The 16,983-nt window shown below is 47.3% G+C and carries 15 protein-coding genes; 9 read left to right on the forward strand and 6 right to left on the reverse strand.

Annotation, left to right across the window (positions count from 1 at the left end):
• The first annotated feature begins 133 nt into the window (after window positions 1-133).
• On the forward strand, window positions 134-1,270 hold the full coding sequence (locus tag AC1S5B_RS10735; RefSeq protein WP_482035670.1) for a DegT/DnrJ/EryC1/StrS family aminotransferase: 1,137 nt from the start codon (window positions 134-136) through the stop codon (window positions 1,268-1,270).
• Window positions 1,271-1,342: 72 nt separating this feature from the next.
• On the opposite strand, the gene sbcD is transcribed toward AC1S5B_RS10735, so the two are convergent.
• The gene (sbcD, locus tag AC1S5B_RS10740) at window positions 1,343-2,707 is read right to left on the reverse strand and encodes an exonuclease subunit SbcD (protein WP_482035671.1); all 1,365 of its coding nucleotides are present in this window, start codon (window positions 2,705-2,707) and stop codon (window positions 1,343-1,345) included.
• Window positions 2,708-2,883: 176 nt separating this feature from the next.
• On the opposite strand from sbcD, the gene AC1S5B_RS10745 reads away from it, so the two are divergent.
• Window positions 2,884-4,983, forward strand: coding sequence for a cation:proton antiporter domain-containing protein (locus tag AC1S5B_RS10745; protein ID WP_482035672.1), 2,100 nt, complete (start codon window positions 2,884-2,886; stop codon window positions 4,981-4,983).
• An 87-nt stretch (window positions 4,984-5,070) separates the two neighbouring features.
• Here the strand turns inward: AC1S5B_RS10745 and fusA are convergent, their stop codons facing one another.
• Window positions 5,071-7,158, reverse strand: coding sequence for an elongation factor G (fusA, locus tag AC1S5B_RS10750; RefSeq protein WP_482035673.1), 2,088 nt, complete (start codon window positions 7,156-7,158; stop codon window positions 5,071-5,073).
• Window positions 7,159-7,811: 653 nt separating this feature from the next.
• On the opposite strand from fusA, the gene AC1S5B_RS10755 reads away from it, so the two are divergent.
• Entirely contained in the window at window positions 7,812-8,012 is a 201-nt protein-coding gene (locus tag AC1S5B_RS10755) for a high light inducible protein (RefSeq protein ID WP_482035674.1), read from the forward strand.
• A gap of 222 nt (window positions 8,013-8,234) precedes the next feature.
• Here the strand turns inward: AC1S5B_RS10755 and AC1S5B_RS10760 are convergent, their stop codons facing one another.
• On the reverse strand, window positions 8,235-8,591 hold the full coding sequence (locus AC1S5B_RS10760; protein ID WP_482035675.1) for a thioredoxin domain-containing protein: 357 nt from the start codon (window positions 8,589-8,591) through the stop codon (window positions 8,235-8,237).
• Window positions 8,592-8,960: 369 nt separating this feature from the next.
• Between AC1S5B_RS10760 and AC1S5B_RS10765 the strand changes: the two genes are divergently transcribed.
• The 3 genes from AC1S5B_RS10765 to AC1S5B_RS10775 all read left to right on the forward strand — a co-directional run bounded on the left by AC1S5B_RS10765 (window position 8,961) and on the right by AC1S5B_RS10775 (window position 10,265).
• Window positions 8,961-9,326: a hypothetical protein gene (locus AC1S5B_RS10765; RefSeq protein ID WP_482035676.1), complete on the forward strand. Its 366-nt coding sequence runs from the start codon at window positions 8,961-8,963 to the stop codon at window positions 9,324-9,326.
• Window positions 9,327-9,414: 88 nt separating this feature from the next.
• Entirely contained in the window at window positions 9,415-9,669 is a 255-nt protein-coding gene (locus AC1S5B_RS10770) for a hypothetical protein (RefSeq protein WP_482035677.1), read from the forward strand.
• A 395-nt stretch (window positions 9,670-10,064) separates the two neighbouring features.
• Window positions 10,065-10,265: a DUF559 domain-containing protein gene (locus AC1S5B_RS10775; RefSeq protein ID WP_482035678.1), complete on the forward strand. Its 201-nt coding sequence runs from the start codon at window positions 10,065-10,067 to the stop codon at window positions 10,263-10,265.
• A 47-nt stretch (window positions 10,266-10,312) separates the two neighbouring features.
• Here AC1S5B_RS10775 and pdxH read toward each other — a convergent pair whose 3' ends face one another.
• The 3 genes from pdxH to AC1S5B_RS10790 form a co-directional block, all read right to left on the reverse strand.
• Window positions 10,313-10,954 (reverse strand): pyridoxamine 5'-phosphate oxidase, encoded by a 642-nt coding sequence (gene pdxH, locus AC1S5B_RS10780; RefSeq protein ID WP_482035679.1) that lies wholly within the window; start codon window positions 10,952-10,954, stop codon window positions 10,313-10,315.
• Window positions 10,955-10,972: 18 nt separating this feature from the next.
• The gene (locus tag AC1S5B_RS10785; protein ID WP_482035680.1) at window positions 10,973-12,046 is read right to left on the reverse strand and encodes a glycosyltransferase family 4 protein; all 1,074 of its coding nucleotides are present in this window, start codon (window positions 12,044-12,046) and stop codon (window positions 10,973-10,975) included.
• 86 nt (window positions 12,047-12,132) lie between these two features.
• Window positions 12,133-13,818 (reverse strand): SpoIID/LytB domain-containing protein, encoded by a 1,686-nt coding sequence (locus AC1S5B_RS10790; protein ID WP_482035681.1) that lies wholly within the window; start codon window positions 13,816-13,818, stop codon window positions 12,133-12,135.
• Window positions 13,819-13,969: 151 nt separating this feature from the next.
• On the opposite strand from AC1S5B_RS10790, the gene AC1S5B_RS10795 reads away from it, so the two are divergent.
• The 3 genes from AC1S5B_RS10795 to AC1S5B_RS10805 all read left to right on the forward strand — a co-directional run bounded on the left by AC1S5B_RS10795 (window position 13,970) and on the right by AC1S5B_RS10805 (window position 16,903).
• The gene (locus tag AC1S5B_RS10795; protein ID WP_482035682.1) at window positions 13,970-14,233 is read left to right on the forward strand and encodes a ParB N-terminal domain-containing protein; all 264 of its coding nucleotides are present in this window, start codon (window positions 13,970-13,972) and stop codon (window positions 14,231-14,233) included.
• A gap of 73 nt (window positions 14,234-14,306) precedes the next feature.
• On the forward strand, window positions 14,307-15,020 hold the full coding sequence (locus AC1S5B_RS10800; RefSeq protein WP_482035683.1) for a Uma2 family endonuclease: 714 nt from the start codon (window positions 14,307-14,309) through the stop codon (window positions 15,018-15,020).
• 476 nt (window positions 15,021-15,496) lie between these two features.
• Window positions 15,497-16,903 carry a pentapeptide repeat-containing protein gene (locus AC1S5B_RS10805; protein ID WP_482035684.1) on the forward strand — a complete coding sequence of 469 codons (1,407 nt, stop codon included), beginning with the start codon at window positions 15,497-15,499 and terminating at the stop codon, window positions 16,901-16,903.
• Window positions 16,904-16,983 lie beyond the last annotated feature (80 nt).

The following is a 16,983-nucleotide window of genomic DNA, read 5'->3' on the forward strand; positions in this document are numbered from 1 at the left end:
TGGTTGACTTTAGACCGTCTAACTTTTCAAAAGATTGTCAAGAACACCTTCGATTCTGTATGCGTCAAGCCAAAAAGTTCCATTTCAGGACATAATCTAGTTTGATTGGTGACCAAACTTACGGTGTCGGTGAGTGAACAAGATTCCACCCTTTGATTTATCAGAACAATTCAAGCTGATTGGCGAAACGATTAACGCGGCTGTTTTGGAAGTATTGGCTTCTGGTCGTTATATTGGCGGCTCTGTAGTCGAAGAGTTTGAGCAGCAGTTTGCTAGCTACGTTGGCACCTCAGACTGCGTGAGTTGCAACTCTGGCACAGATGCTCTGTTTCTAGCGCTCAGAGCCTTGGGAATCGGTGCTGGCGATGAAGTGATCACGACCCCGTTTACGTTTGTGGCGACGGCTGAGGTGATCAGTGCTGTTGGTGCAACGCCTGTTTTTGTAGATATTGAATTAGATACCTTTAATCTTGACCTGAATCAGGTTGAAGTGGCAATTACCGATCGCACTCGCGCCATTATTCCTGTCCATTTGTTTGGGCAGCCCACCAACATGACTCGCCTCATGGCGATCGCCCAAGCCCATCATTTATTTGTGGTGGAAGACTGCGCTCAATCTACTGGGGCAGAATGGCAGGACAAACGGGTTGGCAGCATTGGGCATGTTGGCTGCTTTAGCTTTTATCCCACTAAAAACCTAGGCGCTTGTGGCGATGGTGGCGCAATTACTACCAATGATGTTGCCCTGCGTGATCGCCTGCGTCGTCTGCGCGATCACGGTCGGCGAGGGGCTTACTATTACGAAGAGTTGGGCGTAAACAGCCGTTTAGATGCGGTGCAAGCGGCAATTTTGCAAATCAAGCTCCGCTACCTAGACCAGTGGAATCAGCAGCGGCGGGCAATCAGCGATCGCTATCAACAGCTTCTAAGCCCTATTCCAGGCATCGTTTTACCTCAGGAAATCCCCGGCGGGAAAAGCGTTTGGAATCAATACACCATTCGCGTCACCCGACAATCTGAGCCAGAAACCAACGAACCTTTTCGGGATACTCTGCGGAGCCGCCTGCAAGAAAAAAACGTCCTGTCAATGGTCTACTATCCGCTTTGCTTACATTTGCAAGCCGCCTACCAAGACTTAGGCTATCAACCGGGTCAAATTCCTAATAGCGAACAAGCCTCTCAAGAAGTCCTGTCTTTGCCTATGTTTCCAGAACTTCGCCCCGATCAGCAAGAGCAAGTCGCCTACAGCCTGAAATACTGCATAGAATAGAACCGATAAAGAATCGGTAGATAGCATTATTGAGAATGGCTAAAAATACTATCTGAAACAGGTTTAAGCTATTTATAGCAGCCTTAACTGAGTTTGCTGAGATTCTACCCGTGGCGTTGCGGGTTCATCTACTTCTTCTAAGTCCGTCCAAGTGACGATTTCAGTAGAAAGCAATCCCTGTGCCGCTTCTACTATATCGATCGCGATGGGTTGTAAATCATCTCGGCTTGCCAAATAGGTTTTTAGGGCATCCATGGGATCAAGCGTGTTACTAGCTCCCAGTTCGGGTAGGCGAGGACGCGCTAATTGGCTGACCACTTCGGGGTGAATGGTGTAGCTGTGGGCGATCGCCAAGGCTGACTGCAATTCATTCGGGTCGATTTGCTCAAGTTGGTCGGTGCGAAATTGATAAACCAAACGCACTACTGCATCTTGGATGCGATCAGGCGGCAAGGCTTTTAAGAGCGTTACTTGGGGATCATCTGACTTGGACACATCCACGGCGATCGTCCGAAAAGAGCGCACGGGCACTGGGCAAAACTCAAACTGGGCACTGCCTTTTTCTAGCTGCACCAACACATAGCCTTTGTCCTCTTTTTCCTCGCTAAAATCGACTCGCTCAATGCTGCCGGGATAGACAATCGGTGGTTGTTCACACAGCACTTGATGACGATGCACATGTCCAAGGGCAACATAGTCAAAACAGGGACGATTAATCAGCGACATGGGAATGGTGAAGCCTTTGCCCACTGCCAAAAAGCGTTCGGCTCCCACCATCGCAGTATCGAGCATGGCATGGGCTACCAGCACCGTGGGAATATTGGGATCTAACTGACGAATTTCCCCTTCCAACGCTACTCGCAGGCGATCGCCCAGCAGTTGGTTCACGTCTCCCATGGATAACCCTTCGGCATCGGGACGGGTTAGCAGGGTTGATCGCGTTAGCCAGGGCAGCGTAATCACCTGGACATCGCCGTTTTGAGTTGTGATGCGATGGGTTTCCAGGCGATCGCCCACCACAAACCCTGGTACGCCCAAGGTGCGATAGATGCACAAACTCGCGCCCCCTTGCCCCTGGGAATGCTGATCGTGATTGCCAATCAACAGCACGGTCGGAATATTGGCATCGGCAAGACGGCGAAACTGGCTGGCAAAGGCTTGTTGCACATAGGGCGGCGGTGTGGCATCGGGAAAGGCATCGCCGCCAAATAGCACCAGATCTACGGGTTCGGCAAGGGCGCGATCGATGCACCGTCCCAAGGTTTGCACGAAATCCTCTAGGCGCGTATTCAAACCCGTCTCAGGATTAACTCGCCCATGGACAAAGCCGCTGCCCATATGAATATCCGAGAGATGCAGAATTTTGATCATGGTGCAGTGTTGATCCTGGAATAGACGCGATCGCGCGAAGTGCGACGAAGTCGTTCGCGGTTGCAAACAACTCCCTCAATAGTACCCGTGAATCCTACCCTTATGGAGTCTGCACTGTCCGATAGGATTCTGTAGACATAAGATAGTTCTGCCGGCAGATATCATCCGCGTAATTTCATCCGTTAGCTGCTCCCTTGAGAACAGCAATTTTCTTATGATGACGGCTGTAGCGCAAGTGAGCCATGATGCCTTATTTCTGGAATTTTTTAGCGGTTCCCTTGCCATCGTGGCGAGATGCCTTAGCTCCCTTTTTGCCACTCAAGCCCATCACTGATCCAGTGGCAATTTTTCTGGTCATCATTGCAATCATGTTAATAGCACCGCTCCTATTTGAACGATTGCGGCTACCGGGAATTGTGGGGTTAATTCTGGCAGGAGTGGTTGTCGGGCCATACGGATTTGGTTTGTTGGAGCGGGATAAAACGATTGTCCTGCTGGGCACTGTGGGACTGCTATTTCTCATGTTTATGGCAGGGTTGGAAACCAGTTTGGATGATTTGAAATTTAACGCTAGAAAAGCGCTATTTTTTGGCTTAGCAACTTTTATGGTGCCAATGGTATTGGGGATTGCAGCAATGACGCTGTTAGGATATCCCTTTCTGGCAGCCGTTTTGGTAGCATCCTGCTTTGCTTCTCATACGCTGCTAGCATTGCCGATCGCCAGTAAATTAGGAATCATGCGAGCGCCATCGGTCACCGTGACGCTGGGTGGCACTTTGATTACCAATGTGTTGGCATTGCTTGTGTTAGCGATCGTCGTCAAAGCCCATCAGGGCAATCTGACTTTTAGTTTTTGGCTATTCTTAATTCCCTCCCTCAGTCTCTATACGTTTGTAACTTTGTGGGGTGTTCCTAGGCTGGGACGTTGGTTTTTCCGCCGCTTTGGACATGATGAAGGAGCTGAATTTACTTTTGTGGTAGCGACTCTATTTATCGTGTCTTATTTCGCTACCGTGATCGAGATTGAACCGATTATTGGCGCATTTCTAGCGGGAATTGCGATTACTCAACTCATTCCCCAACTCAGTCCCTTAATGAACCGAATTCAATTCATTGGCAATACGCTGTTTGTGCCGTTTTTCCTAATTTCGGTGGGGATGTTGGTGAATCCGCTCATTCTGTTCCAAGAACCGCGATCGCTGGTGGTCTCTGGAGTCATGGTGAGTGTGGCGATCGTGGCTAAGTTTATTCCGGCTTGGAGTGCTAGTAAACTGTTTGGCTTTGATTTTGCCAATATGATGGTGATATTTGGGCTATCTGTTGCTCAAGCCGCTTCGACATTGGCAGCAATTACGGTCGCCTACAATATCAAGCTAGTCGATCAACTTACAGTCAACGGCACGATCGCCATGATTCTGGCAACCTGCATTGCCTCGCCCTGGATCACGGCACGTTGGGGACAGGGAATGAAATCCACCACAACCCGCATTGCTGAACCTCAATCCAGGGAAACACCCCAAATTCCACGCCACTATCGGATCTTAGTGCCTGTTGCGAATCCTAGTACTGAAGATAACCTGCTGCAACTGGCGTTAATTCTAGCAAAAAGTACAAATGGAACATTATTACCTTTACATGTACTAGTAGACACCTATGCCCCTATTTCAATTGAAGCAAAACTAGAACAAGAACGATTATTAGCCGTCGCTGAGACGATCGCTCATGGCGCAGTAACGGATGTAGAGGCGATCGGTCGGGTGGATGACTCGATCGATAAAGGTATTCTGCGAACTGCTCAAGAGCGCAATGCTAATCTGCTGATCTGTGGATGGAAAGGCTACTCAACTTACCGGGATAATTTCTTTGGTAGCGTGATTGATAAGGTTGCTCGCCGGACTTTAGTTCCTATACTTATCACTCGCTTTACTCACCCGATTCAATCAACTCAGCGAGTGGTATTGGTGATCTCTGATGCTGAAACAACTAGCTCTAGCTTCCAGCAGACTCTAGTTTTAATGCAGACTCTCACAACAGAGTTGAAAGCAACACTACAGGTTGTACAAATTCTCTCTAATCCTCGTGCCAATCCTAGATTGGCACATAATTCCCGCGCAATTCCTGGTTTAGATGAAGCGGTGCCAGTCCAGCAAGTGCGGGGTAACTTTGTGAATCAAGCTGCTCAAATTCTCGAAACCAATGACCTTTTGGTTCTAACGCATAATGCTCATCCAGAGCTTGTAGGAGTCCCCACATTAGGGGCTGAGCCGGAGGCGATCGCTCGGCAAAATCCTAATGTTTCTATGATTATTGCCCACTTTCCTCGTCTGGTATCCGCTGCTTAAGTTTAATTCAGTATTTTGCCAATAAAAAATCAGCGATCGCAGTCAATTAAGCACTGATTGCGATCGCTGATAGTGGTTAAAACTAGCCTACGAAGCCGCCGCCTGACGTTCTTTGGCTTCCTTAATCACCTCTTCCGCCACGTTGCTAGGGCAAGGCGCGTAGTGGGAAAACGACATGGAAAACTGTCCCCGTCCAGAGGTCATGGTGCGGAGATCACCAATGTAGCCAAACATCTCGCTCAAAGGCACATCGGCTTTAATCCGGGCACCCATGCCACCCGTTTCTTGAGATTTCATCATGCCGCGACGACGGTTGAGGTCACCAATGACATCGCCCATGTAGTCATCTGGCGTAAACACGTCTACGTTCATGATCGGCTCAAGTAGCTGAGGACCAGCTTTGGGGATCGTCTGGCGATAGGCAGCTTTTGCCGCAATTTCAAAGGCGATCGCGGAAGAGTCAACCGGGTGAAACCCACCGGCAAGCAAGGTAAACTTCAAGTCTACACAGGGGAACCCAGCCAACACGCCCTTACCAATGCTGCTCTCAAAGCCTTTTTCAACCGCAGGCCAATACTCTCTGGGCACTGCGCCGCCCACCACTTTCGATTCAAACTGAAAGCCAGTAGTGGGTTCGCCCGGTTCAATCACATAGTCAATTTTGGCATATTGACCCGAACCACCGGACTGTTTCTTGTGAGTGTAGCTATCTTCCAATCGCTTGGTGATGGATTCACGATAGGCAACTTGAGGTTTGCCGACTTCCACTTCAATGCCATGCGTCCGCTTGAGAATATCCACTTTGATGTCTAGATGCAGTTCGCCCATTCCTTTCAGAATGGTTTCGCCGCTCTCTTCATCGGTAACCATGTGGAAAGACGGATCTTCCTGCACCATTTTGATCAGCGCCATTGCCATTTTCTCATCGCCGCCTTTAACTTTCGGCTTCACGGAAATGGAGATCACGGGATCAGGAAAGACCATCGGCTCCAGAGTGGCAGGATTTTTAGGATCGCAGAGGGTGTGCCCCGTTTGCACATTCTTCATCCCGACGATCGCAATAATGTCACCCGCCTGCGCCGAATTGATTTCTTCGCGGGAGTCAGCGTGCATTTCCACCAATCGGCTAACGCGCTCAGTTTTGCCTGTGGCAGTGTTGAGAATCGTATCGCCTTTGGTTAACGTACCTGAATACAAACGGGTGAAGGTCAATGCGCCAAAGCGATCGTCCATAATCTTGAACGCAAGCGCTCGCAGGGGTCTTTCTGGGTCAACAACAGCAAAATCTCCGGTCGCTTCGCCTTCCAAATCGACTTCTGGCTGAGGTTTTACCTCCATTGGGTTAGGCAGATAATCAACCACCGCATTTAACACCAACTGCACGCCTTTGTTCTTAAACGAGGAGCCGCAGTAAGTGGGGAAGAACGCAAGATCGCGGGTGCCCTTGCGAATGCAGGAATTGATTTCTTCAATGGTTAGCTCTTCCCCTTCAAGGTATTTCTCCATCAGGGTGTCGTCTTGCTCAACGGCTAGCTCGATCAGTTTCTCCCGCCATTTTTCCACGTCATCTTTCATGTCAGCGGGAACGTCTTTGATCTCATAGTTTTTTGGATCGCCAGAGTCATCCCACACCCAGGCTTTGCGGGTCAACAGGTCAACCACGCCCGAAAACTGCTCTTCAATGCCAATGGGTAGCACCATGACCATTGGTTTTGCGGCAAGCACAGTTTCAACTTGCTTCACAACCCGGTAATAATCAGCACCCGTGCGATCGAGCTTGTTGATATAAATGATCCGTGCTACTTCCGAATCATTGGCATAGCGCCAGTTGGTTTCAGATTGCGGCTCAACACCACCGGACGCACAAAATACGCCAATGCCGCCATCTAGCACCTTCAGCGATCGATACACTTCGATCGTGAAGTCTACGTGCCCCGGCGTATCAATGATATTTAGCTGGTGGTCATTCCAAAAACAGGTTGTCGCCGCCGATTGAATCGTGATGCCACGCTCCTGTTCTTGCTCCATGAAGTCTGTGGTCGCCGCACCTTCGTGAACCTCACCAATTTTGTGAATCTTGCCGGTTAATTTCAAGATTCTTTCAGTTGTCGTTGTTTTTCCTGCATCGACGTGAGCGAAGATGCCAATATTGCGATAGCGAGTGAGGTCTTTCATAATTGTTCTCTAGATTGAATGCGACAAACTGTTGATGACCACCTTCAAGCGTTACCCAAGGGGAGTCGTGCTGCTTTCGCCGATTCAGGCGAGATTTGTCGTGCAGAAGATCAAAAAATCCTTGTGCCGTGTTCTAACAACACTTCTAATTGTAAATTGTTATGACAGCGCAATCAAAGAGATTAAGGTGATAGCACAATTCTTCTGCCTATCTTGACAAAAGGTTTCCGTTTCAGCGCTGCTATCCTCTGTCCTTTTCATCTTTACGATTCCGACTCCCGTCATTTGAAGAATTTAGCTTGTGGTAGAAGTTACTCTCATCCGGCAGTAAAGAATTTTGCTTGAGGCAAGTATTTCTGCTGGTCTTGCTTACGCTACTTTTACTCAGGATATATCCATCAACCTCCTCCATCATACCCAAAACGATAGTCATGTGTGGCAATGGGTTCATGGTAGAAATTGGATCAGAGTAAAACTTTTATCTTCCTAAAAACTTAAATTGTCAAAGCACTACGCTAACTTTTTAAGCGTTGGCAATATTGCTCTAGTGATAGATCGTCTGCGATCTATCACTAGAGACAGATTTAATCCGCAGTAGGACTCCCTAACCTAAAAGTCATGTTGTAAAACTTTACCATTTAGGAGATTCAATCATGGAAACTCGTACTCCCAACTCTTTACCTCCTGTCGCCAACGCGTATAACGGCAAAGACCGCAATTCGTTCCTATTTGGTTTCACGCCCCAAGCTGAACTTTGGAACGGACGGCTTGCAATGATTGGTTTTGTAGCTTATTTGGCTTGGGATATTGCTGGTTACAGTGTTGTCCGCAATATCTTTCATCTGTTCCCTTAAGACTAATCAATTCTCATTTCGCGTAACCCCCGTGTTTAGTAGACTAACTGCTTTGATCAGCCTTTGTGTAGGCTATTTATGGTTAAAGTAGTTAGTCTTTTTTATTTTGGGTTGCGTTTTCTTGGATTGATTCACTGTGTTGATCGAGTAACCATGACTGAGAAACTATTACTGTTTAAAGCGGTAAGTCTATTGAGGCGCAAAAACGCCCCTAACACCCGTTTAGTCTTCTAATACCTGACGGATTCTACGCTCTAACTGCTCTAGATCGAGTCCACCTTCATCTCGACTAATGCGATGAACTGTAGGATTTACCTTAGTTAAATCTTGTAGTAAATCCTGCAACACATCTTGCTGTTGTCGAGATTGAATCACCTCACGAGGTTCTTGTACCATATCTCGAACAATGGTGTCCTCAGTTCTAGATGCAATCACAGGGTCAGACTGCCCATCCACATAAACGAAAGTTCGCCGACCTGGACCTCGCTCTGCTTCAACCGGAATCAATGCAGTAACGTGATCTGATCGCACGTACTTGCCATACCCTAGATGTACTAGCATTGATGATTGAACTTTCATACGGCTTCTACTACTTTGTGTTGCGCTATAGTTCTATTATAAGGTTTGTATAACGTCCTTGATACCTTGCCCTGACGGGTTTCCACCTGTTTTTAGTAGAGATATACTCACCTGGCATTAGCGGATACATAAGCAATTTTTCCTTAGATCTGTTCCTCAAATCTATTCTGTTTGTCCGCTTGTTCAGAGCAGAGATTTTATTGAGTAGCGTGCTGCTTCAGCGATCGCCCATTATTATCTACTCAATCATCTTTAGATAACCAGAACACTACTTTTGGTAATCCCTACAAATCGATAACTGACCCTTTTGGAAGACGTTTGAGATATTCATTCTGACTAATATTGGAAGAATGAATTCAAGGTTTTAATATGGCTTACGAAGAAACAGTATCCAATCAAGAGTTTAAGGAAATCAATCAACCCCTTACTCCTGAAGAGGTTGATCCGGCTCAAAAGCGTGCTCAGAAAAGAGCAATTGATCAGGCTGAAGCGCCATTGACCGTTAACCCAGGCGATCGCATTGACAATTCAAAAACTCTAGAAGAAAAAGCGAAACAAGTTGCAGTAGATGCTCCTGACATTACCGGCGATCACATCGTTGTCCCAACCTACTTTGTTTTTAACATGCCAGATGGCACTCAAAAAGCGCTACACCATGTTAAAGATGCTGAAGCAATCTCTGACATGATTCGATTAGCCAGGATAGACGAGAATGGAAATCGCATCTGGTGGTAAGCATTGATTCTGACTCCGCTACCTGACTGCCTGACAGAAATAGATGAAAGCCAACAGGGATGGGGTGTATAGAGAAGGGTAGAGAGACATGAGAAGCTGGAGTTACCACACAACAGCAATCTACTATGTCATCCTCTACCCAACTGTATGGTTAATTACTAAGTACAGGACAAAAGTTGTAGAGGAAGATGTTGTTTCCTCAGTTGTTTGTTCTGATCAAGTAATTGTGATTGGTGATAGGAAGCAGCTTCCGCCTACCTCATTTTTCTCGACTGGCGACAGTGAAGAAGACTCTGATGATGAGAATGGCGCAAGCTATGAAAGCATTTTAGATGAATGTTAAAATTTTATGTCTGGACGCATACTGAAGTGGCATTATCGTAGCCAAGATGAGCGGCTAATAGCTTTCTCTAATCTTCACTTTTATGACTCTCAATTAGTCACATTTTCTAATCCTATTTAAAATCCAGACTTGGGAGTATTGATTTAGCACGTACTCAAAGTGAAGGCGTAAGATTATTACGTGATCACCTGGAGTATGCAGCGAGTGGGGGTTGAGCGACTGCAAGGCAGTTCTTACACCGATGAACTTCACTTTGATTCACCATTGAAGAAGACGTATATCAGACTCTAAAGCAACATTCCTCACGGCAAGACTATATTATCCGTACTCAAGTGGGATGTTCAGGTTATTGAATCGATTTAGCGATCGCTCACAACGATTGACTAGGAGAATTTTTGTTAGGGATCGAATGTGATGGTGCGTCCTATCATAGTTCGCCTACTGCAAGAGATCGCGATCGGCTTAGACAGCAAGTTCTCGAAAGACTCGGCTGGCGCATTCATCGAATTTGGTCAATAGAATGGTTTCGGAATAAACCCAATCAAGTTCGTTTATTGATAGAAAAGATCAATCAACTTCAATTAATGCGTAGCTGATTCTGTAGAGCATCGTTGAAGGCAACTATCACGATCTCGCCCAATTACTAGGGTGACAGGCGTTCAATAATCCAATTGCCAGATTCAAACCGATAGCGTAAGCGATCGTGGAGGCGACTGGGTCGTCCTTGCCAAAACTCGATCGCATGGGGAATCACCCGAAAACCGCCCCAGTGAAGCGGACGCGGTACTGCTTGATCTTGATAGTCTTGGGTCAGATTCGCCAAGCGTTGTTTGAGGACTTCCCGATTTGGAATCACGCAGCTTTGCTCTGATGCCCAAGCGCCCAATTGACTGCTGTGAGGGCGACTCTGAAAGTATGCCTCCGTTTCCTCATCCGCAATCTTCTCAACTGCGCCTTCAACTCTCACCTGGCGTTCCAATTCGCCCCACAAAAACACCAGCGCCGCCTGTGGGTTGGCAGTTAGCTCCTGTCCTTTGTGACTGTTGTAGTTGGTATAAAACACAAACCCTCGCGGATCAATCCCCTTCAGCAGTACAATTCGCGCCGATGGCGTACCATTTGGGGTTGCAGTTGCCAAGGTCATGGCATTGGGTTCCAACAGGTTTGCGGCGATCGCTTGATCAAACCAGGTTTGAAATTGTTGAATGGGATCAGGGTGAATATCCGCTTCTAAAAGCGATTGGCGTGTGTAGTTTAATCTCAAATCGGCGATCGACGGGTTCATAGCAAACAAATAAATCAACTAAAGATATTGTCGCAAGATTGCAGCGGTTGCTTCTCCGGTTTTTGCCCAGCTAAACTGCTTCGCCCTAGCCAGACTCGCCTGTTGTAGTTGGCTTCTAAGACTAGGATCAGCCGCGATCGCCTGCATTGCCTGAGCGATCGCAGTTACATCATAGGGATCGACCAACAAAGCCGCATCACCTGTCACTTCTGGTAATGATGACAGATTGGAGGTAATCACCGGAGTGCCACACGCCATCGCTTCCAGTACAGGCAAGCCGAATCCTTCCCACAGACTTGGCATCACCAGCGCGATCGCCTGACCGATAATTTTCGGCAATTCTGAGTAAGGAACATAGCTGAGAAACTTGACTTGATCAGTTAATTTTAGCGCTTCAATTTGCATCATCAAATCGGGAGTATAGCGATCGTCCATCGGTCCAGCAATCCGCAATTCGTAGTCTGAAGAGTTCGGAATGGCAGCAAATGCGCTAATGAGTCGCGGCAGATTTTTATACGGGTCATTGCGTCCTAAATAAAGAAAATAATTACGGGTTGGTAAATTTAGAACGCGAAAATTGTCTGCATCATGCGCCAACAAAATAGGAGTTATCTTATCAGCCGGAATTCCAAAAAAATCAATAATATCCTGTGCCGTTGCTTGAGAGTTACAAATAATATGTTCAGCTTGATTTAAGACCTGGGGTAGATAATAACGTTGGTATAGCCAAAGCGGTGTATTTTTGCGAAAAAAGCGCAGTGGGATTAAATCATGAACCGTCACAATCGATCGACAATTAGACCATAAAGGCGCTTCAGGAATGGGCGAAAATAAGAGATGCGATCGCGCGGTTTGATAAAGCTTGGGTGACTGAAACTGAGTCCACAACAACCGGGAAAGATGCCCCTTGCGCCCCTGTTCATGGGTGAGATTATTGGGCACAGAATAACACTCAAATCCTGATTGATCGTTCGCCACAAATAAAGCTGGATCAAGTGATTTTAAGTGAGGCAATAGATTGATTGCATAGGTTGCCAATCCTGTGGGGGCGATTGGCAAAAACGCTAAATTAATCGATAAAGCATGAGTCATAAAGTGCCTTGATCAAGCAAATTTCTTACTTTGGGATACAACCCAAAATATTTCCTACAGAAACGCCGCATTAGCAAAACTAATTATTATTGGACAAAGGGATCACGCCAGAAAACAATCGAGTTGTTGATGGGTTGAAGTTGGGTGCCGGGATAATAAAAACTGAGAATGCGATCGCTGCTCCAACCGAGTTTACCCAAGTGATACGATCCTGTTTGGCTGAGTCCTACTCCATGCCCAAATCCACCACCGGAAAAAGCATAGCCTGTCATCTTTTTCTTCGCATCCAGCAGCGGATCGAGATAGAAAAACAAGCTTGCAGGGGCATAAAATGCAACCAAGATATTGTCTTTTTCTAGGTCGATCGCGCCTAAATCCGTCGTCACTCGCAGTTTTTGCACTCGTCCGGCGGGCGATCGCTGCACCACCTTTAGCTGAGTAATACTTTTAAAGGTTGCCAGGGGGCTATTCAGGGTTTTTAAATACTCATGTAGATCTTTGTTGAGTTCGGTCAGGCTGCTGCTATATTTCCAGCGAAACCACTTTTGATCCGCTTCATTAAAGCCTTTTGTTTGTTTGAGAAATTGACGCGCTGTTTGTTCGTTCGTTAACGGCTGTTGGGATAGATCCCATTGGTTCGCAACCGAATCAACGCGAGTCACAAGATAGGGGCGATCGGGACCTTCCCAGACTTCATTAAAAGACGCAGTTACTCCGCCCGTTGAAGCAGAATAAACCGCATCGACCAGTTCGTTCTGATAAGTCAACACTTTGCCGCGTGTTGCCGCGATCGCCGCATCGGTTGCCGGATTTGCCCCCCCTAACCCAAAATAAACCTGACATTGAGTGTCGGCACAAAGCTGGTAGTTATCCACGGCAAATCGGCGCAGGTTTCGCAAGGCATAAGTCCTTGCTAAAATCGCCTGCACCTGAAGCACCGAGGATGCCGCTGTCGTGCCAATTTCATGAGGCACCACTCCACGCAGATAGGCTTCTAAGGGCACCTGATTCACCAGGGTATAAGTGCCATAGGTATTCGGCTGAAGGCGTAGACTTCCGGCATAAAGCCGTTTATTGCGATCGTCTTTCAACTCAGTTTGCACCTGAATGACTCCCCGACCTGCCGAAATTTGCACATTATCTTTTGGGTAAGATTTGCCGTTGATCAACAAAGTGGCTTTGGGCTGCTGTTTCAAGAGGCGACTATCTACAAAAGCCGTTTGAATCCCCTTACCTTGCAAACTTTCTAACAACAAGCGGCGTAAGAGAGGAGTGGTGTAGACATCGCGTTTTGCCCACACTTGCCACCGTTGGGGTTGGGCAATTTCTACTGGGATGCCCTGCGATCGCCAACGGTTCGCGCTGTCTTCCGCACTTTCAAAGCTGCGATGGGTGCTGAGGACAACCCGCTCGGATACTTGCGATTTTGGCAAAGGTTGCATCACTACCTTTAAGGTCGCGGTGTTAGCGATTAGGGGTTTCACTTTGCCATCTGTTTGAGGAAACTTGAGAGTCAAGCGATCGCCCGGTTGAGCTTGCAATGTAACTACATCAGTGGGTTGCGTGCCAAACCGTTGCACAATACCCACTTGTAATTCCACATCTTTTGCCGGAGCCGCCTGTTTGGATGACGCTGGCTGCGAGGCTTTTTCTGCTGCCACAACAAAGCTAGCCATCAATGTACCTGCGGCGATCGCGCCAGTCACCGTTCTCAAGCAAACCCTCAACCACCCAGCATTCATCAACGTTCTATCAGGAGGTGCAATAGCCACGATTACCTACTCAAAAATGCATTCCGTTCAGCTACTAAGATACTGTCTAGTTGCGATCGCAGCCCATCGCTTTTCACAAACCCAATCTTCACACTTTGCAAATCATACTCATAATGACTATGATTTAATAAGATGAATTGGAAAAAGTATCATGGTTCGCGTTGAAGCCATTCCCCTCAACAAAATTCGCCGCCCCTTATTTAGACAAAATGATCCGGCAAAAGTTGCCGCGCTGATGGAGTCGATTCAAGAAATCGGCTTGCAGGAACCGATTGATGTGCTGGAAGTAGAAGGCGAATATTACGGTTTTTCGGGCTGTCATCGATATGAAGCCTGCGATCGCTTGGGACACGATACGATCCTTTGCCGAGTCCGTCGCGCTCCGCGATCGGTGTTGCAGCGCCACTTGGCTTAGATCAACGCGCTTCTCAAATTCGAGCCAGCCAAAATCATCGATACAATAGAGAAACGATTTTTGCTGGTGCTTTATGACGAGCGTTTTGCCCACAGCCCGTTCAACCGAAATCGTTTATCCCAGTTCAGATGGTGAACCGTTGGCTGAAACGTCGGTACATGTCGATGCGATTATTGACGCGGTAGTGATTTTGCGGCAGTTGTTGGCAGACCGGGCGATCGTTCTAGCCGATCAGTTTTTGTACTACGCTCAAGGGTTTCCTAAACTGCGCGTCGCTCCAGACATTATGGTGATTTTCGATGTGCCGCCGGGAGCGCGAGACAACTACAAAACCTGGGAAGAAGGTCAGGTGCCCGCTGTGATTTTTGAAATCACCTCCGAAGGCACCCGCAAACAAGATCAAGAAGCCAAAAGGACGTTGTATGAACAGCTAGAAGTTCAGGAATATTGGCTGTTTGATCCCAAAGGCGAATGGATTCCAGAGCAGTTGCGCGGCTATCGATTGCAAGGGGAGGGTTATGAGGCGATCGCCGATGGACGCAGCGAACCCTTGCAGTTGAGGCTTCAGGTGGATGGCGCATTGATCGGTTTCTATCGCGAAGACACAGGCGAAAAACTGCTTGCCCCTGGCGAACTGGTGCAAGCACTCCGGGCAGAAACGCTGGCACGGCAAAACGCGGAAGAACGGGCTGAACAGGAGTGCCAACGGGCAGACCGGGCGGAATCACAGGTGGCACGATTGCAGGCTCAGTTAAAGGCACTGGGCATCAATCCAGATAACGAGTGAAGTCTGCTATCGCTATGTGAAACCATCAGCCCTACCTCATATATAGATCTCGGCTATGTTGAGAGTCAATGCCGGGGGTCTTCCCCCCGCGCCCCCGCTGCTTGGGGGACTCACTCCCCCAAACCCCCCGTATAAGAGTTCTGGGATGTAGCCCCAAAATTAGTGCAACTGTTTCTTGTTCAATCGGTGAAACTCCAGTTTGGAGGGAGTTTGAGGGAAGCAACTGTTTTGCTTGTCAGCGCACGAGACGAGCCTTGTCTGCTCTGACAAGCAAAATTCCTCAATGGGGGTTTTGGGGCATCCCCCAAAGCCTTTAAGCAGAAGATTTGACCCTTTCCAATGGGTTGCTGAGCACTGAGGGGAAATTGGTTCGCACAAACAATTCTCAAAATGAGTGTGGATTTGCAGATTTTCAGGGGAATCAAGCATAGTGGATGAACAAGTACCCGCTTGAATCACAGTAGACGGATTTTCCCATGGCAGACGAGGAACAACTGAAACGCTTGAAGCAAGGTGTCAAAGCTTGGAACGAATGGCGTAAAAGCAATCCGACTATTCAAATTGATCTCAGTGATATTGACTTTAGTGCCATTAATCTTAGCTCGGTGAATCTCAGTAAGGCTTACCTTGTTGGGACTGAATTTAAAGGAATTAATCTGGAGAAATCTGATTTTAGTGAGGCTAATCTTAGCTGGGCTAGCCTCAGTAGGGCTAATCTTAGAGAAGCTAATTGCAGTGGAGCTAACCTTAGCTGGACTAGCCTCAGTTGTGCTGATTTCAGTGGAGCTAACCTCAACAAGGTTAATCTCTTCTCGGCTACTCTCATAATGACCAACCTTAGTAGAGCCAAACTTCGTGAAGCCGATTTAAGAGGGGCTGACCTTAGAGGAGTTGACCTTGGAGATTCTAACCTTAGCTACTCTGCTATCAGCGAGGCTAATTTTAGTAAAGCCAATCTTACTAGAGCTAATCTCAAGCGGACTGAAGCTCTTGATGTAGATTTTACGGGTGCTAGGCTAACAGGTGTTTGTATTGAAGATTGGCATATAAACAGCGGAACAAAGCTGGACGAAGTGGACTGCGAGTATGTTTACCGTAAAGATCTCTATCAAGAGCGTCGTCCTAGTGATCCGAGTCAGAATTTTGTGCCGGGAGAATTTGCCAAGCTGTTTCAGGAAGCTCGCAATACCTTTGATTTGATTCTTCATAACGGCATAAACTGGAGAGCCTTTGCCTTTGCCTTCAACGAAACTAATACAGAAGTAATTGATGAGTACGGCGATCGGCTTTTTCTTCGAGGATATGAGCTTCTGGGCGATGGCATGGTGAAGCTTAAGATCAGCTATCCAGAGGGTACGAACAGCCAAAAATATCAAAATCTACTTGAGGAAAATTATGAACTCCTTAAGGAAAATAAAGGGTTGCTGAAAGAGAATGCCCGACTACAGGTAGAAGATTATGAAAAGATGCTCTCTCTACCCAGCCAAATAATTGTTCAAATAGGAGAAAACAACTCAGTGAATGATACTTTCAACAACGACTTTCAAGGCGCGAACATCGCGAACTTTGCCAATAAGTTAGAAGGCAATGCTCGTCAGCAGGCGATCATCAACAACTTCTCACCAGAACAGAAGCAAAACTTGGTAGAGGCAGCAGCCGAGATTCAGCAGCTTTTGAATCAGTTAGCGCAAACGAACCCAACGTCAGAAAGCGAGATCGTTGAAGCGGTTCATCAAGAAATCAAGCGCAATCCAACCTTGAAGGCGAAATTGTTGGGCGCGTTGAAAGCAGGCGGCTTGGAGACACTCAAAGCAATATTCAATCATCCAATGTTTAGCATTCCGGCTGAAACTGTAAAAGGATGGCTTGAAGCAGAAGGATAAGAGAAAAGTGCTAACTACATAACACGGCTGGGGCAAAATGCTGGAAAACGCTAAGGTAGAGGTGGGGGAATGACCTGTCT

This window comes from Leptolyngbya sp. CALU 1928 (assembly GCF_056784215.1).